This window comes from Aeromonas sp. 11P (assembly GCF_051920165.1).
GTDB classification, from domain to species: Bacteria; Pseudomonadota; Gammaproteobacteria; order Enterobacterales; family Aeromonadaceae; genus Aeromonas; species Aeromonas veronii.
Window position 1 is genome coordinate 2,169,474 of record NZ_JBQBDJ010000004.1, and the last position, 23,002, is coordinate 2,192,475.

The following is a 23,002-nucleotide window of genomic DNA, read 5'->3' on the forward strand; positions in this document are numbered from 1 at the left end:
ATAACAAGTAGAAAGGAAAGCAAAGAGGATTTATGGCAACCCAACGACGCAAGCGTGCCCCCAAGAAGGCAGCGCCCAAACGCACCATCTGGCGCAAGCTGTTCTGGCTTGGCTTCAAGCTCTCCCTGGTGGTGGCGGCCTTTATGGTGGTGTTTGGCATCTACCTCGATACCAAGGTGCGCGAGCGCTTCGATGGCGAGAAGTGGCAGCTGCCGGTGATGGTCTACAGCCGTCCGCTGGAGCTCTACCCCAGCCAGCGCCTGTCGCGGGACCAGATGCTGCGCGAGCTCAACATGCTGAGCTACAAGCAGGTGCGCCAGCCTCACACGCCGGGTGAATACACCATCAATGGCAATCGCATCGAGCTGATTCGCCGTCCGTTCGAGTTCTATGATGGCGCCGATGGAGCCCGCGGCCTGCGCCTCACCTTCAACGGCCCGCGCCTTGAGGGGATCCAGTCGCTGGAGAACCAGCGCCAGCTCGGTTACGCCCAGATGGACCCGGTGCTGCTCGATCGCCTCAATACCGAAGATCGGGAAGATCGCCTGCTGGTGCGTATCGCCGAAGTGCCCGACAGCCTGCTGGTGACCCTGCTCACCACCGAAGATCGCGACTTCTACCAGCATGGCGGCGTCTCGCCAGTGGCCATCATGCGCGCCATGTTCGCCAACCTGATCGCGGGTCGCACCGTGCAGGGGGGCAGTACCCTGACCCAGCAGCTGGCCAAAAACTTCTTCCTGACCCGTGAACGCAGCCTGTGGCGAAAGCTGCAGGAAGCCTATATGGCGGTGCTGATCGACTATCGCTATAGCAAGGACGAGATCCTGGAGTCCTACCTCAACGAAGTCTATCTGGGGCAGAACTTCTCGCAAGGGGTCTACGGTTTTGGCCTCGCTTCCTACTTCTACTTCGGTATTCCGGTCAACGAGCTGGATATCGATCAGGTCGCCCTGCTGGTCGGTCTGGTGAAAGGCCCCTCCTATTACGACCCATGGCGCTTCCCGGAGCGTGCCAAGACCCGCCGTGATCTGGTGCTGAAGCTGCTGATGGATCACGGCAGCCTGACTCAGGCCGAATATGAGCTGGCCAGCCGCCAGCCCCTCGGCATCATCGCCCGCGGCCAGATGAGTTATGGCCGCACCCCGGCCTTTATGGGGCTGCTCAAGCGAGAGATCCAGAGCCGCTTCGGCGCCGATCTGCTCAAGCAGTCTGGCCTGAAGATCTTCACCAGTCTCGACCCCATCGCCCAGCACGCGGCCGAGCGGGCGGTCGAATCGGGCCTCGCCGATATCGAGAAACTGCGCGGCAAGAAAAAGCTGGAGGCGGCCATGGTGGTCTCCGACTGGCACAAGGGCGAAGTGGTAGCACTGGTCGGTGGCCGGGATCCCCGCTACGCTGGGTTCAACCGAGCGCTGGATGCCCGCCGCCAGATCGGCTCGCTGGTGAAACCGGCAGTCTACCTCACCGGCCTCTCCAACGGCCTGACCCTGGCAACCCCGCTCAAAGATCAGCCGATCCGCATTCGCGGTCAGGATGGTCAGGTCTGGACGCCGCAGAACTACGATCGCAAGTTCCGCCAGAGCGTGCCGCTGATGGATGCGTTGGCCAGCTCCCTCAACGTGCCGACCGTCAATCTGGGTCTGCAGGTGGGGCTGGAGAAGGTAGTCGACACCCTGCACAAGCTGGGAGTCCAGCAGGAGATCCAGCCCTACCCATCGCTGGTGCTGGGGGCGGTGGCCCTCTCCCCGCTGGAGGTGAACCAGATGTATCTGCCCATCGCCAATCAGGGGCTCACCCAGCCGTTGTCGGCCATTCGCGCCGTAGTCAACGGGGATGGCAGCCTGCTCTATCAGCATGATCAGACCGCCAAGCGGGTCACCGACCAGCAGGCAAGCTGGCTGACCCTGTTCGCCATGACCAAGACGGTGAGTCAGGGCACGGCCCGCGCGCTCAGTGCCAAGTTCCCCGGCGCCACCATGGCGGCCAAGACAGGCACCACCAACGAGCTGCGCGACTCCTGGTTTGCCGGGATGGACAACAACGAACTGGTCAGTATCTGGGTCGGTCGCGACGACAACACCCCGGCGGGCTTGACCGGTGCCAGCGGTGCTCTGCAACTCTTTAGCGGCTACATGAGCCAACGCGGCGTCAACAGTCTGGGATTGAAGATGCCGGAAGGGGTCACCTGGGCCAACTTCTCCCGCGCCAGCGGCACCCGCGTCACCAGCGACTGCCCGGGCAGCCTGCAGGTGCCGGCCAAAGCCTCCACCATGGGCTCCCCGGCCGGTTGCGCTAGCAGTGCGACACCACGCAGTGCGCTGGATGACTGGTTCGGCGGTTTCTTTAACTAGATCAACGACACGGGCAGCGCAGGCTGCCCGTTCACTATGCTGCTGAGAAGGAAACACCATGACCTTTCCGCTGTTTGACGCCATCCACCATGTGGCCATTATCGCCAGCGATTACCCACGCTCGCGCCACTTCTACCACGAGGTGCTGGGGCTGCCCATCATCGCCGAGACCCTGCGCGAGGCGCGCCAGTCGTGGAAACTGGATCTGGCCCTGCCGGACGGCAGCCAGCTGGAGCTGTTCAGCTTCCCCTCGCCACCCGAGCGCCCCTCCAAGCCCGAGGCGTGCGGCCTGCGCCATCTCGCCTTTCGGGTCAGCGATCTTGACCTGGTCATCGCCCACCTGCTGGCCCATCGGGTCGAGGTAGAGCCGGTACGGGTGGACGAGCTGACCGGCAAGCGCTTTACCTTCTTCGCCGACCCCGACGGCCTGCCACTGGAGCTCTACGAAGCGCCGCGCTGAGCCTGCATCGACCAAGCAATCAGCCAAACAAAAGCCGCCCGGTTGCTACCGGGCGGCTTTTCTTATTGCTTCAGCTTATCAGGCGGTAGTCAGCATAACGACAGCCAGCGCCATCACCATCATGCCAGCCCAGCCGATGGGCTTGAGCCGCTCACCAAAGAAGAGCAAACCGCCCAGCGCCGTACCGACGATGCCGATAGCCCCCCAGGTGGCGTAGGCAACAGCCAGGTCAATCTGGCCGCCACTTACCGCTTCCGAGAGCAGGGTAAAGGCGCCGAGTACCAGCATGATCCCCAGGAAGCCCCACCCCTTGTAACGAAAACCCTTGGAGCGGTTGATGGCCATGTTGGCGCCGATATCGATCAGTGCGGCACCCAGTACAATCACAAACGGACTCATGCTGTGGCCTCCGCGTCTACTGACTTGTCTGCGGGCTCATCATGGGTCTCCCCCATGGTCACCATAACAATCCCCACTATCGCGAGAGCCAGGCCAATCAGCTCCTGAACGGTCACATCGTAACCAAGGAACATGACCGACACTATGGTGATCAAGGTGATCCCGAGCCCCTCCCAGAGCGCAAACGCAATACCAATGGAGATTGTTTTGGCGGCTTTCGCCAGCAACCAGTACGAGAAACCGATCAACAGCCACATCGGGATGTAATTCATCCAACCAGCCCCCTGCTCGGGGATCATGGCCATGCTGGAGGTACCGGCGACCTCGGTCACGATGGCGCCGGTCAAAAACAGCCGGGCCAGAAACATACGACTTAATAACATATAAGATGCCTTTGTTGCTTCGACGGGAGAGATGGTAAACGGGGAGAAGCAACTCGCGACAATCGCTCAGCGTCGATTATTCCGACGCCACAGGTTTGCCTTGCCTTGGTTTGGCACGCTAAGGTGATGGTGAAAAACTCCGCCACAGCCTGTAAAACATGAAGCTATATCAGATAGAACTCTTTGTAGAGTCAGCCAATAGCGGCTCTATTGCCAATAGCGGCTCTATTGCCAATACCGCCCGTCGCCTCGGCAAAAGCCGCAGCGCAGTCAGCACCTCCATCGCGGCGCTGGAAGTTGAGCTTGGCGTCGAACTTTTTGAACGAGGTGCCAATCAGAGTCGGCTGACCGAGATCGGTGAGCTGGTGCTGGATGATTGCACCCGCCTGCTACAGGCAGCCAACAGCCTGCAGCAGAAGTGCAAACATTACGCCTCGGGGGCCGAAGTGGCGCTGCGGGTCGCCCGCGATGACGCGATTCCCGAACCGGTGTGGCGCGAGATGCTGGCCAGCCTGCACAATCAGTTTCCCGGCACCAGTATCTCGCTGGTGCTCGCCTCCCCACCCGAACTGCCGGCGCTGGTGGAAGAGGGGTTCGTCGATGCCGCGTTTGGCCTTATTACCGAAGATCAGGAGCGCAGCGGCCTCAATATCGATGTGCTCAACCCGATCCGCACCCTGATGGTGGTGGCACCCAGCCATCCGCTGGCCGGACTGAAGCGGGTCAAACAGCAGGATCTGACCGATCACACCCAGGTCACTCTCTCGTATGTAGATGAATTTTCTGTAAAAAGCCTGCTACCTGTGGGAGGCCAGCATATCGGCCTCTCCAGCTTCGAGTTGATGCGCAATGCGGTGCTGGACGGGCTGGGCTGGGCAGTGCTCCCCTCGCCACTGATCCAGAGCCAGCTGCGACAAGGCTCCCTGCTGACTCTGAAACACAAGTTCAGCCTGCAGTGGCGGGATTACGGGGTCTATCTGGCGGAAAACGCCTATCACGGCAAGGTGTTGGCCTGGTTGAAGAAGTCGATCCAGGGGTATCTGGAACCTTTCGAGTAGCGATAAAGAGGCGGAGCCAGCTCACGATATCTACTTATCCTGATGATCCTAGCGGATGTGATCGTGCATACTGTTCACATACTCATTGAGCGCCGGAGGCGTAACCGATATGAGCAGTGCCCAAGACAAGGACGATATCTTGCTGGACGACGACATCATCGAACTCGATGATGAGGAGGTCGTGGTCCCCAAGGCACTCAACCCATGGCAAGTGCTGATCGTGGATGATGAGCCGGATATCCATCATGCCACCCGCCTGGCCCTCTCCAACATTCACTACAAATCCCGTCCGCTGGAGCTGCTCAATGCCTACAGCGGCGCCGAAGCTGGCCGCATGCTGGAGGCCAATCCCAGGATTGCGCTGATCCTGCTCGATGTGGTGATGGAGACCGAAGACGCTGGTCTGCGGCTGGTGCACCGGATCCGCAACGAAATGCACAACTCGCTGGTGCGGATCGTGCTGCGTACCGGCCAACCCGGCCAAGCACCCGAGCAGCGGGTGATCCTCGATTACGACATCAATGACTACAAGACCAAGACCGAGCTGACGGTACAAAAGCTCTACACCACCGTCATCGCATCCCTGCGTTCATACGAAACTCTCAGCGCCATCGACAAAAGCCGTCAGGGGCTCGGCAAAATTCTGGAAGGGGCGGGCGATCTCTACCATCTTCATTCGCTCAAGGAGTTTGCCTCCGGCGTGCTGAAACAGATCAGCGCCATTCTCGATGTGGGCACCGAAGGGGCTATCTGCGCCGAGCGCCGTCCCGGCGAACAGGGGCTGGAGATCCTCGCCGCTACCGGCGACTACGAGACTATGCTGGATGATGGCAAGATCACCGACTTTCCCACCCTCAATGACTCGGTCATGAAGGCACTGGCGGCGCGCTGCAACCGCTTTGAACACCCGCAGGATTCCCTCTATATCGCCGCCCAGAATGGTCGCGAGTTCGTGTTGAGCTTCACCCCGACCCAGCCTTTGGATCCTCTCGAGTGCGATCTGCTCGATGTCTTCTGTCAGCGCATCTCGGCGGCCTACGACAACCTCTATCTCTACAATCAGTTGCTGCGCGCCCAGGAAGCCACCGTGGTGGCGCTGGCGGCGCTGGCAGAGTTTCGTGATTCCGATACCGGCGAGCATGTCTTGCGGGTGCAGAAACTCTCGGATGCCATCGTGGCCGAATTGAAGCAGATGGCGGTCTATCCCGAGCAGCTGACCCCGGAGTTTGTCGAGATGATCGGCATGGCCTCCATCCTGCACGATGTAGGCAAGGTGGGCACCCCGGATCATATCCTGCACAAGCCCGGACGTTTCGACCCGGAAGAGCGGGCCATCATGGAGCAGCACGCCGGTATCGGCGCCAATATCCTGCACAAGGCGGGCGAAATGGTGGAGGGAACCAGTTACCTCTCGCTGGGGGCAGAGATCGCCCGGGGCCACCACGAGCACTTCGATGGCAAGGGCTACCCGCAGCAGCTGGCTGGTCAGCAGATCCCGCTGTCGGCGCGGATTGTGGCGGTGGTCGATGTATTCGATGCCCTGCTCAGCAAGCGCCCCTACAAGGAGCCCTGGACGCTGGCGCAGACCATGGAGTATATCCAGTCCCGCTCCGGTACCCAGTTTGACCCCCATGTAGTGACAGCCCTGTCGCGACTGGTCAACGAATCGAGACTCCCCTACTCTCTCTGACCCCCTTTGCTCGCAACTCCACATGCCCTGCTGGTGACCAAGGTCAGCGGCAGGGCATCAAAACAGCAGTTTTGTTGCATCCCGCACACATCAAAACGCCGCAAACCGGAAACATCCCCCTTCTTTGTTAGCGATAGCCGCTGAAATATGGTCATTTAACATCACATCGCTATAATATCGGCCTGCAAACCTGATACTAACAACGAAGGAATTATCATGAGCCTGAACCTGGTACCGGCCGGCAAGAGCCTGCCCGACGATATCTATGTCATCATCGAAATCCCGCAGAATGCCGACCCGATCAAATACGAAGTCGACAAGGACAGCGGTGCTATTTTCGTCGATCGCTTCATGTCTACCCCGATGTTCTATCCGTGCAACTACGGCTACGTGAACGCGACTCTCTCTCTGGATGGTGACCCCGTCGACGTACTGGTTCCGACCCCCTACCCGCTGCTGGCCGGTTCCGTCATTCGCTGCCGCCCGGTTGGCGTGCTGAAGATGACCGACGAATCTGGCGAAGATGCCAAGATCGTTGCTGTACCGCACTCCAAGCTGACCAAGCAGTACGACCACATCCAGGATGTGAACGATCTGCCGGAACTGCTGAAAGCCCAGATCCAGCACTTCTTCGAGCGCTACAAAGAGCTGGAAGCGGGCAAATGGGTCAAGGTGGAAGGTTGGGGCGACAAGGCTGCTGCCGAAGCCGAGATCAAGACCTCTGCCGAGCGTTACGCTGCCAAGTAAGCATCACTCGGCTTGTAAAAAAAAGGCGCCTTATGGCGCCTTTTTTGTCGGTGTTTGCGGCAGCTGACCGGTCGCATCTCCAGCAGGATTACCCTGAATGTATATTTCACGACCATCTTTCTGGTAGGGACGATAGTAATCACCGCCACAGCGATAGCCGCCGCCCGGCTGGCTCATCAGCTCGCAGTTGACCGGCAATACCTCCAACCACTTGATGGCCTGCTGGTAGCGCAGCCACTCCTGCCATTCGTGTTCGCGCGCCAACTGATCGCGCAGGGCAAAGGTATCCGCAACGGACATCCCCTTGTTAACGATCACCTGACCCGCCATGGCTGGCAGGCTGAGCAACCCAGACAGCACTATGATCCAAGGCTTCATAACCCCTCCAGAGTGACTTAATTTCACAATTAAATTAAAAGTCACATCAATCTGTTATCCAGATCACAAAACGAAACATCACCAAAGTGGTGCCGGCTCACCTAGTTGTTAATTATCGTCCACGGCAGGAAGCACCACCATGAAGCTGACCCCCGCGCTGTTGCTCAGCCTCACTCTCTGCACCCCCCTTGGTGCTACAAGCAACGCCAGCGAAATCAACATGAGCTGGCAGTGGCAATCCACCGATGGCCAGCGCAAGCACTTCCAGCTGACCACCGACGATCAGGTGATGGCCGCCAGTCGCCACGAGATGAGCCTGCTGAAGGCCTCTCTCACCAATCCGCTGGAGACCCTTTACGCCTACATCAGCCCGCGGCTCTACAACAGCATCAACCTGATAAATCAGAGCAGCCCCGAGACAGCTACCAAATTTCGCAATCTGGAGCAGGCCTTCACCCTGCGGGACGACAGCATGGAGTCGATGCTGTTCTGGCAAGCCTACCAGCAGTATCAGGAGGATGCCTTCTACCAGATGAGGGTGATCCCCTGCGTCCATCCGGCCAATCGCAAACTGCCTTGCGTGCGACCCGATTACTCCCAGCTCTTCTACCACTTCAAGGGGCATCTCAAGCCGCTGGCGCAGCAGTTTGCCGCCAAGGATCTCGCCACCAGCGTCAGCCTGCTGCAGGAGTGGCTGAACGCCATCCCCACCCAGCCGGAGCAGCTGGATCACTTCGCGCCGCCACTACAAGCGTTGCAGGATAACAAGGCCGACAGCGACGAGAAGGCGCTGTTGATGGCCAGCCTGCTGGCAGAGCTGGCCCCGCAATATGTGCTCAGCATCATCTATCCGGATATCAGCATCGGCAGCGTCTCCCCTGCCTGGTTGGCCATTACGGCAGACAGTGGCGTACCCGGTGATGTGGTGGTGATCAACAATCAGCGCCATGTGCTGCTGACCGGCTCGTCACTGCTGGCCCAGCAGATGACCATGGCCAAGATCCCTCTCATCAGCGAGTCGCTCTACTGACGCAGACAGCTCAGACCAGCAGCCAATTCATTGATTTTTATCGATGTCATGCCATCCTAGCCGCCCTTGCCAGCCAACCTCCTGACTGGCGGGACGCCGACGCTTCTGAATTGCGATCTTATTTAACACTTTTTAAACAGATCCGATCAGTTTAGGATGAAGCTCGCCCATTCCCTCAATCCGAAACTCGTTATAACATAACAAATGGAGTGTCATCAGGATGAAACATCTCGTACTTACTTTGGCGCTGCTGCCATCTCTGGTCTTTGCTCACAACTTCAAGGATGGCAACCCGGTGCCGCTGGTCAATGTCAGCGACAAGGGTGAGCTGGTACTGAACGGCAAGGATATCGGTTACCAGCCGTGGCAGAGCACCTCGCTCACCGGCAAGGTGTTCCTGATCCAGCATATTGCCGGTCGCTCCAGTGCCAAGGAGCTGAACGCCCCGATGATCGAGGCAATCAAGGCCGCCAAGCTGCCGCAAGACAAGTACCAGACCGTTACCGTCATCAACAGCAATGACGCCATCTGGGGCACCTCCGGCTTCGTGAAGAGCAGTGCCGAGGACAGCAAGAAAGAGTTCCCCTGGTCCGCCATGGTGCTGGATGCCAAGGGGATGGCGCGCAACGCCTGGGATCTGACGCCGGAAAGCTCGGCGATCATCCTGCTGGATAAAGAGGGCAAGGTGCTGTTTGCCAAAGATGGCCAGCTCGATGCCAACAACATTGCTACCGTGATGGGGCTCATCAAGTCCCATCTCTAAGTCAGAGAGATAAGGGCGCTGATGGCGCCCTTTCCATAAGGGTCTATGGGTCGTATCAAACTGAAAATCTGGATCTTGCTGCTAGGCTGGTTATGGCTGCAGCCTGCCCTTGCCCGGCACCAGTTTGAATCTGCCCTGCCCGGCCACGATGACCATCACTGCCTGGTCTGCGCCCTCCATTTGGATGGCAAGCAGGTCATCACCGCCACACCCTATTGTTTCCCCGGTTCGACCTCTGTTCTGCCCGCAGTTGCAACCATGCAACGCTCGGCAGATACCGCCACACTTCACAGCTATGCCATCCGTGCGCCGCCCGCCTCTGCTTTTCTCTATCCCTTTGTTTAATTTCGCTATTTGTTTTGAAAAAGGATTAAAGATGAAAGCAGTTACTCTGTTGCTGGCCGCAGCGGCCTTTGGCGCACACGCAAATCACGATGAACACGAGAGCCACAGCCACGGCGCCCACGAGCATGGCCACGGCCACCTCAATCTGGTGGTCGATGGCAACCAGCTGATGATCGAACTGCAAGCCCCTGCTGCCGATCTGGTCGGCTTCGAGCACGCGGCCAAGAGCGATGAAGAGAAGGCGCAGTATGCCAAAGCGGTCGCCCGCCTCCAGCAACCTGATGCCCTGTTCCGCTTCGACCCGGCCGCTGGCTGCAAACTGACCCAGCAAGAGCTGCAAGCCGCCAAAGAAGAGCATGATCACGACCATGACCATGACCATGACAAGGCTGCCAGCGACGAGCATGAACACCACCATGATCATGACGAAGCAGGTCACGCCGATATGGGCGCCATGTACACCTACACCTGCGCCACGCCAGCCAAACTGACCGGCCTTGAGGCGATCCTGTTCAGCGTCTATCCGAGCCTTGAGAAGCTGAGCGTGCAAGGGATTCTGCCTACCGGCCAGACCGCCGGCGAGCTGACCCCGTCCGCCAACAAGCTGAGCTGGTAACGCCATGAAAAAAGCCGTGGTTGAGATCCGCGATCTGGCCTTTGCCTGGCCAGGTGGCGACGCTGTACTCGATCTGCCCGCCCTCACTATCCGCGAGGGTGAGCGGGTCTTTATCAAGGGTCCGTCGGGCTCCGGCAAGTCGACCCTGCTCGGGTTGCTGGCCGGGATCCAGACCGCCAACCACGGCACCCTGGAGGTGCTGGGCCAACCATTGGCCCGGCTCTCTGGCCGTGCCCGTGACCACTTCCGGGCGGCCAATCTGGGTTATATCTTCCAGCAGTTCAATCTGCTGCCCTTTCTCTCGGTGCAGGACAACGTGACCGCTGCCCTCACCTTTTCGCCCGCCAAACGGGCCCGCCTGCAAGGGAGTCCGGAGCAGGAGGCGCGCCGTCTGCTGGCGGAACTGCAACTGCCGGATGAGGCGCTGCATCGACCCGTCCACGCCCTCAGCATCGGCCAGCAGCAGCGGGTTGCTGCCGCACGGGCGCTGATCGGCTCGCCGCCACTGGTGATCGCCGACGAACCTACTTCGGCCCTCGACACCGACAATCGGGCCGCCTTTATCAAGCTGTTGTTCGAGGAGTGCGACAAGCAGGGCTCGACCCTGATCTTCGTCAGTCACGACCCTTATCTCGAACCCCTGTTCCCGCGGGTCGAAAACCTGCAACAGCTCAACCGGAGGGCATCATGCTGAGTACCGTTCAACACTGCATCTCCCTGATGAATGCCATGCGTACCCACGCGGTACGACAACAAAACCGGAGGGTCACGTGCTAAAACTCGCCCTGCAAAGTCTCTGGGCCCGCCGACTCACCGCCGGGCTCACCCTGCTGGCCGTCGCCATCAGCGTCACCCTGCTGCTCGGTGTGGAACGGGTGCGCACCCAGGCCCGCGAAAGTTTCTCCAACACCGTCTCGGGGACCGATCTCATCGTTGGCGCCCGCTCCGGTCAGGTGAACCTGCTGCTCTACTCGGTGTTTCGCATCGGCAACCCCACCAACAACGTGGGGTGGGACTCCTATCAGGCCATCAAGCAGAAACCGGGCGTCGCCTGGACTATCCCGCTCTCCCTTGGGGACTCCCACAAGGGATTTCGGGTGCTCGGCACCAATGGGGACTACTTCACTCACCTGAAGTACGGTCAGCAACAGTCGCTGCAACTGCGCGAGGGGCGGCCGTTCGAGACGCCGTTTGAAGCTGTGCTCGGCGCTCAGGTGGCCGAGAAGCTCGGCTATCATCTCGACCAATCCATCGTCATCGCCCACGGCGCTGGCAACACCTCGTTCAGCCAGCACGACAACCTGCCGTTCAAGGTGGTGGGTATTCTGGCACCGACCGGTACGCCCATCGATCGCACCATCCATGTGCCGCTGGCGGGGATAGAGGCGATCCATCTGGGCTGGGATACCGGCCGCCACAGCAAGAACGTAACACCTGAGCAGGCGCTGGCGCAGGATCTCACCCCGAAAACCATCACCGCCTTTATGGTGGGGCTGAGCAACCGGATCCTGGCGTTCCAGCTGCAGCGCAGCGTCAACACCTATCCCAAGGAGCCGCTGATGGCGATCCTGCCGGGCGCCGCCCTACAGGAGCTGTGGAGCCTGATGAGCGTGGCGGAAACCGCCCTTTCGGTCATCGCCGGTTTCGTGGTGGTAGCGGGCCTGATCGGCATGCTGACTACCCTGCTGGCTGGGCTTAACGAGCGACGCCGGGAGCTCGCCATTTTGCGCTCCCTCGGTGCGGGCCCTGCCCACCTGTTCCTGCTGCTGGCGCTGGAGGCGATGGCGCTGACCACGGTCGGTATCGCCCTCGGGGTCGCAGTGCTCTATCTGGGGCAGGGGCTTGCCTCGCCCTGGCTGCTCAACCACTATGGCCTGCAACTGAGTCTGGGGCTGCCGAGCACCTACGAGTGGCAGTTGCTGGGGGTAGTGTGGCTGGCAGGCATGGTGATCGGCCTGCTCCCTGCTGCCCGCGCTTACCGCTACAGCCTGAGCGATGGCATGAGCATTCGCGTCTAGCGAGACGCCCAAAATAGAAACAGAAGGACAGATGATGAAGTGGAAAATTGTGGCGCTGCTCGCCAGCCTGCTGGTGCTGCCCGCCCTGGCCGCCGATTACAAGACCATCGACTGGGATGTACTGATCCCGGAAGGGGAAAAACTGCTGCCACCGCCCCAGGTCAATCACGAAGATCCCATGTCGGTGCCGCAACCGGTGGGCGGGGTGAACAAGAAGCTGGACAACCAGGATGTGCGCATTCCGGGCTTCGTGGTGCCATTGGAGGGGGATGCCAAGAAGATCACCGCCTTCCTGCTGGTGCCCTACTTCGGCGCCTGCATCCACGTGCCGCCGCCCCCCACCAATCAGGTGATCTATGTGAGCTACCCCAAGGGTGCGCCGGTGGATGATCTGTGGGATGCCATCTGGGTGAAGGGCAAGATGCGCACGGTCAGCTCCAGCCACGAGATGGCCACCGCCTCCTATTCGATGGAGGCGGTCGAGGTGAGCGTCTACGAGGAGTAATCCTCCCGTTGCAAAAAAAGCGGCCTCCACGGAGGCCGCTTTGTTATCTTGGCATCCCGGTTGGAGTAACATTCAGCTCCAGAACCTGTGCGAATGGAGTCAGCATGGCAGACCTCCCCCCCCCCAAGAAAGAGAGTTCGATCCTGAGCAGCCAGGAGCAGACCCTGCGTCTGGCCCGCAGTCGCGGCATCGACGGCATGCTCATCCGCAATACCGACAGCACCTTCGAACAGCGCGCCACCTTTCGCCATCTGGCGGATCAGGCCGCTCGCCAGCGCAATCTGGAAGCCATCATGGTGATGGCCTCCCGCCACTGCGAAGAGACGGCCGCCGGCGGCGAGATGGACAGCGACTGGCTGACCCGCTTCCTGCAACTGGCGGAAGATATCAGCATGGTGCCGATGCAGCAGCTGTGGGGGCGGATCTTCGCGCTGGAAGTCGCCACCCCGGGCCGCTTCTCCATTCGGGCGCTCGCCACCCTCAAAGAGATGACCCAGCGCGAGGCCCAGCTGTTCCAGCGCATCTGCTCCCTCACCTGCCACTACACCGGCAGCGACGAGCAGCGACTGCTGCTGGGGCTGCACAAGGGGGCCACCCTGCTGAGTCGCGCCAAGGCAACCCGCCTTGGCCTTGGCAAATACCGACTGCCCTACAACGCCCTGCTGCAACTGTTCGAGCTCGGGCTGCTGCATCGCGCGGAGCTGGAGTCCGGCCCGCTGCCCGCCGATGGGGTCGAGCTGGAGTTCGGCAACCAGCGCTGGCGGCTGCAGTGCAAGCAGAACAACATCACCCTGCTCTACTACCGCCTCACCCCGGTGGGCAACGAGCTTGCCCAGCTGCTGCAAGAGTCGCCGCTGGAGGAGTACCTGCAGGATCTGAAAACCGTGCTGGTGCAGGGGATCCAGATTGAAGTGATGCAGCTCGTCAGCCCCCCCCCCTCACCCGCTCCCGACCCTCTCCCCTGATCTCTGGCGGGGCAGCGGATGCCCCGTCGGTTCGTGGTTCCTTCGCATCCAGCTGCCGGCTCCAAGCTTATGGGCTTGACCAGAATAGGTTGCAAATTGCAGATGCCGCGGACGCACATCCAGTCAGATCCGTTGCATATTGCAAACAACAGCGATCTTTTCTGCCAAAACAGCACTAATAACACATCAATCATTAGCTTTTGCCAGCTGGCCCACCCCTTGCAGATGTCTTGATGTAGATCAAAATCTAACCATCACAGCTCGGGAGTAAGGCCATGAGAATCAATCAACCGGTTACCCAAAGAGAACGTCTCTATCCAGACCACCAGAGCCTCATCTCCACCACGGATCTGGAGAGCCGCATCACCTACGCCAACGATGAGTTCTGCGAGATAGCAGGCTTCTCGCTCGACGAGCTGGTGGGGGAACACCACAATCTGGTGCGCCATCCTGATATGCCGAAACAGGCGTTTGCCGATCTGTGGAACCATATTCGCGAAGGCAAGAGCTGGATGGGGCCGGTGATAAATCGCTGCAAGAGTGGCGATCACTACTGGGTCAGCGCCTTTGTCACCCCCATCAAGGATGCCAGTGGCCGGGTGGTGGAGTATCAGTCGGTGCGCACCGCACCGAGCGAGGAGATCAAACAGCGGGCCGAGAAGGTCTATGCCGACCTTCGCAACAACAAGCTGCCGCTGGCGCTCAAACTGCCCACCTTCTCCCATGCTCTGACAATCAACCTATGCCTGCTGCTGAGCCTGCTCGCCATGTTTGCGCTGGGCTACAACCAGGATATGAACTGGCAACTGGCGCTGGCCGCCCTGCCGCTGACGATAGCGGCCATCACCCTGAATGCCCTCTCCCGTCGCCTCGGCAAGCTCAACAAAATGGCCCGCAGCCGCTTTGACAACCCGCTGATGCAACTGCTCTACACCAACAAGGTGGACAACATCGCCGCCATCGAACTCTCGATGGTGATGAATCAGGCCGAGTTCAACGCCGTGCTGGCCCGTACCCAGCAGACTTGCAGCAAGATCCTGCAGGCCGCCGAAGGGGATCTGCGCAACGCCGAATCCATCACCGACAACCTGCAACAGCAGCAGGCCGAAACCAATCAGGTGGCGACTGCCGTGACCGAGATGTCGGAATCCATTCGCGAGGTGTCACAAAGCTCGACTGACTCCTCCAGCCTGCTGGATGAAACGGCCGTGCTGTTCAAGAGCGGCAACAGTAGCGTGGCCGAAACCGTGGCTGCCGTGGCGGGCATGAACAGCGAACTGACCACCTCAAAAACGGTTATCAGCGCGCTGGTCGGTCACTGCCGCGATATCGACGGCATCCTCGATGTGATCAACAACATCGCCAACCAGACCAACCTGTTGGCCCTCAATGCCGCCATCGAAGCCGCTCGGGCCGGTGAAGCGGGCCGTGGCTTCTCGGTGGTTGCCGACGAGATCCGCTCGCTCGCCATCAAGACCCAATCCTCTACCAGCGAAATTCAGAAGATGATCACCGAACTGCAAAACAGCTCCGGCGAAGCAGAGCAGGCGATGGAGAAGGGTTGCCTGCTGGCGGACAGCTGCCAGCAGAAGGCATCGGCCACCGGCGCCATCCTGCAGCAAATCAACAGCATGCTGCAGCAGGTTGCCTCCGGCAGCAGCCAGATTGCCCACGCAGTACAAGAGCAATCCCACGTCACTGCCGAGATCAACCGCAACGTGCTCAGCATCAAGACCCTGGCCGATGACTCCAGCGTCGGCAGCCAGCACGCCGTCCACGGCATCACCCAGCTGGTGACCCAGCTGAGCGACCTCAACCGTCTGGTACGCCAGTTCCAGAAAGGGGCTCCGGCAACCCAGAGCCGTTACGAGATGCCAGCCGCCCGCGTGGTGCCGGTTCGCTAAACCAGATAAAAACAAACAATCACCGCAGAAAAACCACATGGGCCCTTGGGTCCATGTGGTTTTTTAATGCCCGCCAACATAAGGGCGGCACCCTTCCAATTTCCCCCTGCGCTGATGGGCGGCGGTTCTGGTACGAATACATCGCCACCCGTTATTGATTAATTTGTTGATCTTGCTCAGGAAATGGCCCGCTTGCGCTTTTCAGCCAAGCCCCGTTCGGTAACATAGCCGCTTGGCAACCTCTCGTTGGAGTCAGCCATGAGCCAGGCCAGTACCAAATCTCAGGTAAAAGCAGCAAGCTGGAGGCTGACATTCAGGGGCAGTAACGTGGTTTTTGCAGGTTGGTGCAGAGCGTAGCGAAGCCCAACAGACGAGCATGAACATCTCAACCAGAGTGGAATAAACACGGGTTGGAGCATTCGGTAAAACAGATGTGCAGATACGTTTCGCGGTAAACGTTGGGCTTCACTGCGTTCAGCACCAACCTGCGATTTTTAGCCCAACATACGAGAGCAGCTACTGCATCCGCCCAGATTTAAGATTTGGCTGTCCTAGATTTTCATTCCGTACGAAAAAGTTAAGTATCTCATCGAGACTGGAGTTAAAAATGAGCGACGAGAAGACAATAGAAGACGCTGCATATGAGCAAAGACTTCGCCGACGGCTAAAAGTGCTTCAAGAACAATTCCAAGCGGGAAAAATAAGAATTGCCGAAGGTCTTGATGTTGAAAAAAGCCTTCTTGCCGTTCGCATAGGTCCTGATGGTGAGATAGATCTAGACACTGTAGATGGTCTTGTCAGGTCTATGGCTCTAGCTGTTACTGCAATGCATGATCGTGAAGAACTAAAAAAAGAAGCATCATTGAGTGAAATACAGCATATGTATTTCAAATTCATAGACGATAATTTTGGTCATTTTTATAAAATGATGACTCAAAGAGGGATGAAACCGCATGATGCGGGAATGGCAGCAAAAAGTAGCGAAGGCTCCATTAAAGAAATAACAGATAACCTTGATAAATTTCTTGAAGTAATAGACCAGTTTTGGGAAGGGCTCGGTGAAGTCGCACACATCCATGTAGAAGATATGCGCCACAATGTTAAAGGAATTTTTGGTGGTGATCTTTTTCCATCACATGATGAAAACATTGCATCTAAGTGTGGTTTATATACTGATACAATTGTACTTCCAGATCCATTTTTAAGATCGAAAGTTATCTTTGAGCATTCCAGTCTGGCAGATAAAGCCTATTACCTCATGAAGCATGCGATGAATATTTTGCAATACAAGGAGCTGGCATGCGCAGAAATTGATGAACCTATTGTTGTTATTTTACCAGACTTAGCTGTTTTACAAGATGGAGAACGCGAGTTTTTCCAGCGACTAGGGAGGGAAGATTCTCTAGTGCATTCAGGTAAATTATTTGGACGAGATTTCGAGTCATTCGAAGAATTAATTGAATTTTGTAGCTCATTGGATTCCATTGAGAGAACTGTTGCCGAAATATCTGATAAAAATCGAGTTTTAATTGATGCCAATTGGAGTGAAGATATAGGCACCCAAATAGAAAAAGCAATGAAAAGCGATTATATTAAGCCATTTGGAAATATTACACCTGGAGTAGCTCTGGCAAGTTTAGCTCTTGGTCGCATGTCTGTTAGTAATGAAATGCTTATTAAGGCACGACGTTTAAATGGCACGCCAATAATAGATGCCCCAACTTCTTGGCAGTACCTAGTCTGGAAAATGGAATACGATGCAGAAAGAGCTGAATCAACATTAAAATCGAAAGACCTACATGTTATAAAAGGATTAAGTGACCTTTCAACAGGTGATATGCAGTGGATTGGTAATATTCCTCCAAGAGCATTAATAGAAATAAGAAAAAATGGGGCAATGGATGAAATCAGAAATATTCTAGGAAAAGGAATAAATGATTTGATAGAAATTAACCCTGATAATTTCCACCGAAGCCGAGACCAGATATTCGATAATATCCACTCAGCATTTGGCCAACATCAAAAAAATCTTGATACCTTGAGCCATAAGAAATGGAAGTTTGCAGGAAAGGATGTTGGTTCTTGGCTAGTTGTGGGATCTCTGGAAGTGGCTGCAGCAGTTACTGGTACACCAGTCTGGGGCTTAGCCACCATAGCTGCAAATCAAATACTTGATGTTCCAAAATTAAAAGACATTCCAAAATCAATAAGAGAATTAGCGGAAGAGAATAAAAAAATCAAGAAATCCCCTGTCGGCCTTCTTTTTAAAATACGTAAAGAGAATGCTTAACAACACATAACTACAGCCCTTAGGTTCGAATAGCGCAGCGTATTCGGACAATCGCGAATAACCCCGCCGCGATATAAGCAAGGATCGGAAGATCCTCTTGCGGGGTTGCTATCGACCGCTTTGGAGTGGTTCAAGGTTCGTCGGTACCACTATAAGCTGGATTTATGGGTTTTCCGATAATGACCCAACTTTTACTTATAGTGGCAGCCACCAGTCCAGCAGCGCCTGTGATGGCCAACTTAACGGCTGACGGGCGCTTGTTATAGGTTCTTCCGATCCAACTACAGGTAGTTCCCCTGCCGCAGGGCGGTCAGCAACTCATCCACCAGCGCAGCGACCGGTTTACCGGCATTCAGCAGATGGATCTCCGGCTGCTCGGGGGCCTCGTAGGCGGAGTCGATACCGGTAAAGTTGCGAATTTCCCCCGCCCGCGCTTTTTTATAGAGCCCCTTGGGGTCGCGCTCTTCGCAGACGGCGAGCGGCGCATCGACAAACACCTCGACAAACTCCCCTTCGCCCAAGAGACTGCGCACCAGCGCCCGCTCGGCACGAAACGGTGAGATAAAGGCGGTAAGCACGATAAGACCCGCATCCACCATCAGCTTTGCCATTTCGCCGACCCGGCGGATATTCTCCTGCCGCGCGGCATCGTCGAAACCGAGATCGCCGCACAGACCGTGGCGCACATTGTCGCCATCGAGCAGATAGGTGTGCTTGCCTTGTGCCGCCAGCGCCTGCTCCAGCGCCCCCGCCAGAGTCGATTTGCCCGCCCCCGACAGCCCGGTAAACCAGATCACCAGCGGTCGCTGCCCCTTGGCCTCGGCCCGGCTGGCCTTGTTCACCGCATGCGGGTGCCACACAACGTTATTCATCCTGACTCCTTCTTTTCGGCGCAATCCTGCCCCTCACCCAAAGGGAGAGGGAACTCCCTGCCCCCCTCTTTTCCTCGGCGGGAGCAGGCCCCTCACCCTAACCCTCTCCCAGAGGGAGAGGGAATATTTGCCTCTCCCTTGGGAGAGGGAATATTTGCCTCTCCCTTGGGAGAGGCACCAGGCGCTATGACTTGTCGCTGTCGTTGCCGATGGCCAGCGCCTGCCAGTGGGGGAAGTGCTTGCGCACCAGCGCATTGAGCTCGATTTCAAACTCGCTGTAGTGACCTTTGGCGACTTTGGCGGCCAAGCCTTCCACTATCATGCCGGCGCCGACGGTGACGTTGCTCAGCCGGTCGATCAGGATAAAGCTGCCGGTATCACGGATCTCCTGATACGGGTCGAACGCCACCGGGTCGGTGAGGCTCAGCTCGCACAGGCCGATCTCGTTGAGCTTGAGCTCGCTTGCGGGCAGCTCGTCGAGCTTGTTGATATCGATGCGGTGGCGGATGGCCTCCACCTGACCGCGACTCTTCTTGGTGGCCAGCTTGACGTCGTAGACCCGGCCCGGTTGCAGGGACTCCTCTCCCATCCAGACGATATGGGCCAGCAGGTTCTGGGTCACTTGCGGACGGTTGGCGGCATCCACCAGCAGGTCGCCGCGGCTGATGTCGATCTCGTCGGCAAAGGTGACCGTGATGGCCTGACCCGGCAGGGCGTACTCCAGATCGCCGTCGAAGGTGACGATGCGGGTCACCGTGCTCTCTTTGCCGGACGGCAGCACCGCCAGTTTGTCGCCCACCCGCAGGATGCCGGAGGCCAGCGTCCCCGCGAAGCCGCGAAAATCGAGGTTGGGGCGGTTCACATACTGCACCGGCAGGCGCACCGGGTGACGCTCCAGCTCGCGCTCCACCTCGGCAGACTCCAGCAGGGCAAGCAGGGTTTCCCCCTGATACCAGGCCAGCTTGTCGCTCTGGTTGACCACGTTGTCGCCGTCCAGCGCCGAGACCGGCACGATATGGATGGTGTCGACGCTGAGCTTCTTGGCGAACTCACGGTAGTCGGCACTGATGCGCTCGAACACCTCCTGACTGAACTCCACCAGATCCATCTTGTTGACCGCCACCACGAACTGCTTGATGCCGAGCAGGCTCGCAATAAAGCTGTGGCGGCGGGTCTGATCCAGCACGCCTTTGCGGGCGTCGATCAATATGATGGCCAGATCGCAGGTGGAGGCGCCGGTCGCCATGTTGCGGGTGTACTGCTCGTGGCCCGGGGTATCCGAGATGATAAATTTGCGCTTGGCGGTGGAGAAGTAGCGGTAGGCCACGTCGATGGTGATGCCCTGCTCGCGCTCCGCCTGCAGGCCGTCTACCAGCAGGGCCAGGTCCAGCTTCTCGCCGGTGGTGCCAAGCTTCTGGCTGTCAGACTCCAGCGCTTTGAGCTGATCTTCATAAATCTGCTGGGAGTCGTGCAGCAAGCGACCGATAAGGGTACTCTTGCCGTCATCCACGCTGCCGCAGGTGAGAAAACGCAGCAGACTCTTGTGCTGCTGGGCGTGCAGGTAGGCTTCGATGCCCTGTTCGGTGATGGCGGTCTGAATATGGCTGTTCATGCTGACGACTCCTTAGAAATATCCCTGACGCTTCTTCTGCTCCATGGAGCCGGCCTGATCGTGGTCAATCAGCCGCCCTTGCCGCTCGCTCGAGGTGGTGAGCAGCATCTCTTCGATGATTTCCGGCAAGGTGGTGGCAGCGGATTCGATGGCCCCGGTCAGCGGGTAGCAACCGAGGGTGCGGAAGCGCACCAGCTCCTGCTTCACCTCATCCTCGGCGGTGAGCGGCATGCGATCGTCATCCACCATGATCTTGATGCCGTTGCGCTCCACCACCGGGCGATGGGCCGCGAAGTAGAGCGGCACTATGTCGATCTTTTCCAGATAGATGTATTGCCAGATATCCAGCTCGGTCCAGTTGGAGAGCGGGAACACCCGGATGCTCTCCCCCTTGTTGACCTGGCTGTTGTAGACCCGCCACAGCTCGGGACGCTGGTTCTTCGGATCCCAGCGGTGGGACTTGTCACGGAAGGAGTAGACCCGCTCCTTGGCGCGGGACTTCTCCTCGTCGCGGCGCGCGCCACCGAAGGCGGCATCGAAGCCGTATTTGTTGAGCGCCTGCTTGAGCCCCTCGGTCTTCATGATGTCGGTGTGCTTGCCGCTGCCGTGGACGAAGGGGTTGATGCCCATGGCGAGCCCCTCCGGGTTCTTGTGGACGATGAGATCCAGCCCGTACTTCTTGGCGGTCTCGTCGCGGAATTTGATCATCTCCTTGAACTTCCAGTCGGTGTCGACGTGGAGCAAGGGGAACGGGATCTTGCCCGGATAGAAGGCCTTGCGGGCCAGATGCAGCATGACGGAGGAGTCCTTGCCGATGGAGTACATCATCACCGGGTTTTCAAATTCGGCAGCCACCTCGCGGATGATATGGATGCTCTCGGCTTCCAGCTGCTGCAAGTGCGTCAATCTTTCACGGTCCATGTTGGTCCTCTGGTCATTACTAACGCGCATGGTCAGGGCGCGGGGTGGTTCAGTGCGCGGCCGCACCGGCAGCCACATCAAATAGCTCTTTGCCCTCAGGCCAGCTGCACCAGCTTGAGGTCGCAGCCATCGAGATCCGGGTTAGCGCGCAGCTGCTCGCCACTCTGCTCCCCAAACCAGGCGAGCCGCTCGCGCAGGGCAACCACTTCGCCGATGACGATAAGCGACGGGCTCACCGCCTGTTTGGCCAGCTCCGCCAAATCAGCCAGCGTACCGGTCAACACCCGCTGGCGGGATGTGGTGCCGCGCTCGATGATGGCGATGGGGGTGGCTTGGCTTCTGCCGTGATCCACCAGCTGCTGCTGAATATGCTCGGAGCGCATCAGCCCCATGTAGATGACCAGGGTCTGACTGGTGGCGGCGAGCTGCTGCCAGTCGGGCTCCTTGCCCTCTTTCTGGCCATTTTGCTTGCAATGCCCAGTGATAAAGACGGCGCTCTGGGCGTAATCACGGTGAGTGAGCGGAATACCGGCATAGGCGGTGGCACCGGCGGCGGCCGTGATGCCGGGCACCACCGAGAAGGGGATTCCTTCGTCGGCCAGCACTTCCAACTCCTCGCCACCCCGGCCAAACATAAAGGGATCGCCCCCTTTCAGCCGCACCACCCGGTTGCCCGCCTTGGCGTATTCCACCAGCAGGCGATTGGTCTCCTCCTGCGGCACGCTGTGGGCGCCCGCCTTCTTGCCGACCGACACCAGGGTGGCGTCACGACGCACCAGATCGAGGATCTCAGGCGAGACCAGCTGGTCGTAGAGCACCACTTCAGCCTGTTGAATCTGTTGCAGCGCCTTGAGGGTCAACAGGCCCGGATCGCCGGGGCCCGCGCCGACCAGCACCACTTCTCCTACTTCGCTTTTCGCCTGGTCGAGGCCATCGCTCAGCCACTGCTCGGCACCTTGCCAATCCTCTTTTTCAATCAGGCTGGCGAGGGTGTTGGAGGCAAAGGCGCGCTCCCAGAAGCGGCGGCGATCGGAAATCGAGGAGAGCACCCGCTTGGCCTTGTCTCGGACCCGGCCGGAGAGCTCGGTCAGCCCGCCAAGATGGCGCGGCAGCAGGCTCTCCAGCCGTTCGCGCAGCAGGCGTACCAGCACCGGCGCCTTGCCGCCGCTGGAGACCGCCACCATCAGCGGCGAGCGATCGATGATCGAGGGGAAGATAAAGCTGGAGCGTTTGGGGTCATCCACCACGTTGACGAACAGGCCCAGCTGGTTGGCACTTTGATAAACCAGTGCGTTGACTTCGAGATTGTCTGTAGCGGCAACGACCAGGATCTGACCAGACAGATGGGCCGGGGTGAAGCGCTCGGCCAGATGGGTGAAACGACCGGTGAATTCCGCAAATTCCGGTTCAAGCTCCGGGGAGACCAGGGTCAGCCGGGCACCAGCCGCCAGCAGCAGGCGCGCCTTGCGCAGGGCAACCTCGCCCCCGCCCACCAGCAGTACCGGGCGGCCTTCCAACTTGGCAAACATAGGTAAATAATCCATTTCGGCCCATCCCTCGGAACACGACTAATATGGGGCGACTATAGGCAGGGCAGCTTATCCCTCAAAATAATAAAAAATGCTTTTTAATGCGTTTTGGTAATTAGCAAACCCAATTCATGACAAAGGCGTACAAAGTCACTTGTGGTACCTG

The 23,002-nt window shown here is 58.4% G+C and carries 22 protein-coding genes; 15 read left to right on the forward strand and 7 right to left on the reverse strand.

Annotation, left to right across the window (positions count from 1 at the left end; translation table 11 throughout):
- The first annotated feature begins 32 nt into the window (after positions 1 to 32).
- Both mrcB and gloA2 read left to right on the forward strand, forming a co-directional pair.
- Complete coding sequence (gene mrcB / locus ACTG1P_RS09855) at positions 33 to 2,351, forward strand: penicillin-binding protein 1B (RefSeq protein ID WP_042052390.1); 2,319 nt, start codon at positions 33 to 35, stop codon at positions 2,349 to 2,351.
- A gap of 58 nt (positions 2,352 to 2,409) precedes the next feature.
- Entirely contained in the window at positions 2,410 to 2,811 is a 402-nt protein-coding gene (gene gloA2, locus ACTG1P_RS09860; protein ID WP_440001161.1) for an SMU1112c/YaeR family gloxylase I-like metalloprotein, read from the forward strand.
- A gap of 78 nt (positions 2,812 to 2,889) precedes the next feature.
- Here gloA2 and ACTG1P_RS09865 read toward each other — a convergent pair whose 3' ends face one another.
- Positions 2,890 to 3,210, reverse strand: coding sequence for an SMR family transporter (locus ACTG1P_RS09865; RefSeq protein WP_005335659.1), 321 nt, complete (start codon positions 3,208 to 3,210; stop codon positions 2,890 to 2,892).
- Positions 3,207 to 3,593 carry a DMT family transporter gene (locus ACTG1P_RS09870; RefSeq protein WP_021229559.1) on the reverse strand — a complete coding sequence of 129 codons (387 nt, stop codon included), beginning with the start codon at positions 3,591 to 3,593 and terminating at the stop codon, positions 3,207 to 3,209. The genes ACTG1P_RS09865 and ACTG1P_RS09870 overlap by 4 nt, the downstream gene beginning before the upstream one ends.
- Before the next feature lie 158 nt (positions 3,594 to 3,751).
- On the opposite strand from ACTG1P_RS09870, the gene ACTG1P_RS09875 reads away from it, so the two are divergent.
- The 3 genes from ACTG1P_RS09875 (at position 3,752) to ppa (ending at position 7,088) form a co-directional block, all read left to right on the forward strand.
- Positions 3,752 to 4,651: a LysR family transcriptional regulator gene (locus tag ACTG1P_RS09875; RefSeq protein WP_440001162.1), complete on the forward strand. Its 900-nt coding sequence runs from the start codon at positions 3,752 to 3,754 to the stop codon at positions 4,649 to 4,651.
- 109 nt (positions 4,652 to 4,760) lie between these two features.
- Complete coding sequence (locus ACTG1P_RS09880) at positions 4,761 to 6,341, forward strand: DUF3369 domain-containing protein (RefSeq protein WP_440001163.1); 1,581 nt, start codon at positions 4,761 to 4,763, stop codon at positions 6,339 to 6,341.
- Positions 6,342 to 6,557: 216 nt separating this feature from the next.
- The gene (gene ppa / locus ACTG1P_RS09885) at positions 6,558 to 7,088 is read left to right on the forward strand and encodes an inorganic diphosphatase (protein WP_005335667.1); all 531 of its coding nucleotides are present in this window, start codon (positions 6,558 to 6,560) and stop codon (positions 7,086 to 7,088) included.
- A gap of 30 nt (positions 7,089 to 7,118) precedes the next feature.
- On the opposite strand, the gene ACTG1P_RS09890 is transcribed toward ppa, so the two are convergent.
- Positions 7,119 to 7,466 (reverse strand): hypothetical protein, encoded by a 348-nt coding sequence (locus tag ACTG1P_RS09890; RefSeq protein WP_110303535.1) that lies wholly within the window; start codon positions 7,464 to 7,466, stop codon positions 7,119 to 7,121.
- 139 nt (positions 7,467 to 7,605) lie between these two features.
- Between ACTG1P_RS09890 and ACTG1P_RS09895 the strand changes: the two genes are divergently transcribed.
- The 10 genes from ACTG1P_RS09895 (at position 7,606) to ACTG1P_RS09940 (ending at position 17,902) form a co-directional block, all read left to right on the forward strand.
- Positions 7,606 to 8,496, forward strand: a complete 891-nt coding sequence (locus tag ACTG1P_RS09895; RefSeq protein WP_440001164.1) for a hypothetical protein — start codon at positions 7,606 to 7,608, stop codon at positions 8,494 to 8,496.
- A gap of 220 nt (positions 8,497 to 8,716) precedes the next feature.
- Entirely contained in the window at positions 8,717 to 9,259 is a 543-nt protein-coding gene (locus ACTG1P_RS09900; RefSeq protein WP_005343253.1) for a YtfJ family protein, read from the forward strand.
- A 45-nt stretch (positions 9,260 to 9,304) separates the two neighbouring features.
- Positions 9,305 to 9,604, forward strand: coding sequence for a DUF2607 family protein (locus ACTG1P_RS09905; RefSeq protein ID WP_100645133.1), 300 nt, complete (start codon positions 9,305 to 9,307; stop codon positions 9,602 to 9,604).
- A 31-nt stretch (positions 9,605 to 9,635) separates the two neighbouring features.
- On the forward strand, positions 9,636 to 10,220 hold the full coding sequence (locus ACTG1P_RS09910; RefSeq protein WP_440001165.1) for a DUF2796 domain-containing protein: 585 nt from the start codon (positions 9,636 to 9,638) through the stop codon (positions 10,218 to 10,220).
- Positions 10,221 to 10,224: 4 nt separating this feature from the next.
- A complete protein-coding gene (locus ACTG1P_RS09915) occupies positions 10,225 to 10,914 on the forward strand; it encodes an ABC transporter ATP-binding protein (RefSeq protein WP_005362918.1) in 690 nt (229 codons plus the stop codon).
- A 76-nt stretch (positions 10,915 to 10,990) separates the two neighbouring features.
- Entirely contained in the window at positions 10,991 to 12,238 is a 1,248-nt protein-coding gene (locus ACTG1P_RS09920) for an ABC transporter permease (protein WP_440001166.1), read from the forward strand.
- Between the two features lie 31 nt (positions 12,239 to 12,269).
- Positions 12,270 to 12,743 carry a DUF3299 domain-containing protein gene (locus ACTG1P_RS09925; RefSeq protein WP_026034852.1) on the forward strand — a complete coding sequence of 158 codons (474 nt, stop codon included), beginning with the start codon at positions 12,270 to 12,272 and terminating at the stop codon, positions 12,741 to 12,743.
- A 104-nt stretch (positions 12,744 to 12,847) separates the two neighbouring features.
- Positions 12,848 to 13,708: a TIGR03899 family protein gene (locus ACTG1P_RS09930; RefSeq protein ID WP_440001167.1), complete on the forward strand. Its 861-nt coding sequence runs from the start codon at positions 12,848 to 12,850 to the stop codon at positions 13,706 to 13,708.
- Positions 13,709 to 13,983: 275 nt separating this feature from the next.
- Positions 13,984 to 15,612: a methyl-accepting chemotaxis protein gene (locus ACTG1P_RS09935; protein WP_440001168.1), complete on the forward strand. Its 1,629-nt coding sequence runs from the start codon at positions 13,984 to 13,986 to the stop codon at positions 15,610 to 15,612.
- Positions 15,613 to 16,219: 607 nt separating this feature from the next.
- On the forward strand, positions 16,220 to 17,902 hold the full coding sequence (locus ACTG1P_RS09940; RefSeq protein ID WP_440001169.1) for a hypothetical protein: 1,683 nt from the start codon (positions 16,220 to 16,222) through the stop codon (positions 17,900 to 17,902).
- Between the two features lie 281 nt (positions 17,903 to 18,183).
- Here ACTG1P_RS09940 and cysC read toward each other — a convergent pair whose 3' ends face one another.
- The 4 genes from cysC to cysG all read right to left on the reverse strand — a co-directional run bounded on the left by cysC (position 18,184) and on the right by cysG (position 22,851).
- Positions 18,184 to 18,774 carry an adenylyl-sulfate kinase gene (cysC, locus tag ACTG1P_RS09945; protein ID WP_440001170.1) on the reverse strand — a complete coding sequence of 197 codons (591 nt, stop codon included), beginning with the start codon at positions 18,772 to 18,774 and terminating at the stop codon, positions 18,184 to 18,186.
- Positions 18,775 to 18,958: 184 nt separating this feature from the next.
- Entirely contained in the window at positions 18,959 to 20,386 is a 1,428-nt protein-coding gene (gene cysN / locus ACTG1P_RS09950) for a sulfate adenylyltransferase subunit CysN (protein WP_440001171.1), read from the reverse strand.
- A gap of 12 nt (positions 20,387 to 20,398) precedes the next feature.
- Positions 20,399 to 21,337, reverse strand: coding sequence for a sulfate adenylyltransferase subunit CysD (gene cysD / locus ACTG1P_RS09955; protein WP_440002293.1), 939 nt, complete (start codon positions 21,335 to 21,337; stop codon positions 20,399 to 20,401).
- A 65-nt stretch (positions 21,338 to 21,402) separates the two neighbouring features.
- The gene (cysG, locus tag ACTG1P_RS09960) at positions 21,403 to 22,851 is read right to left on the reverse strand and encodes a siroheme synthase CysG (RefSeq protein WP_440001172.1); all 1,449 of its coding nucleotides are present in this window, start codon (positions 22,849 to 22,851) and stop codon (positions 21,403 to 21,405) included.
- Between the last annotated feature and the right edge of the window lie 151 nt (positions 22,852 to 23,002).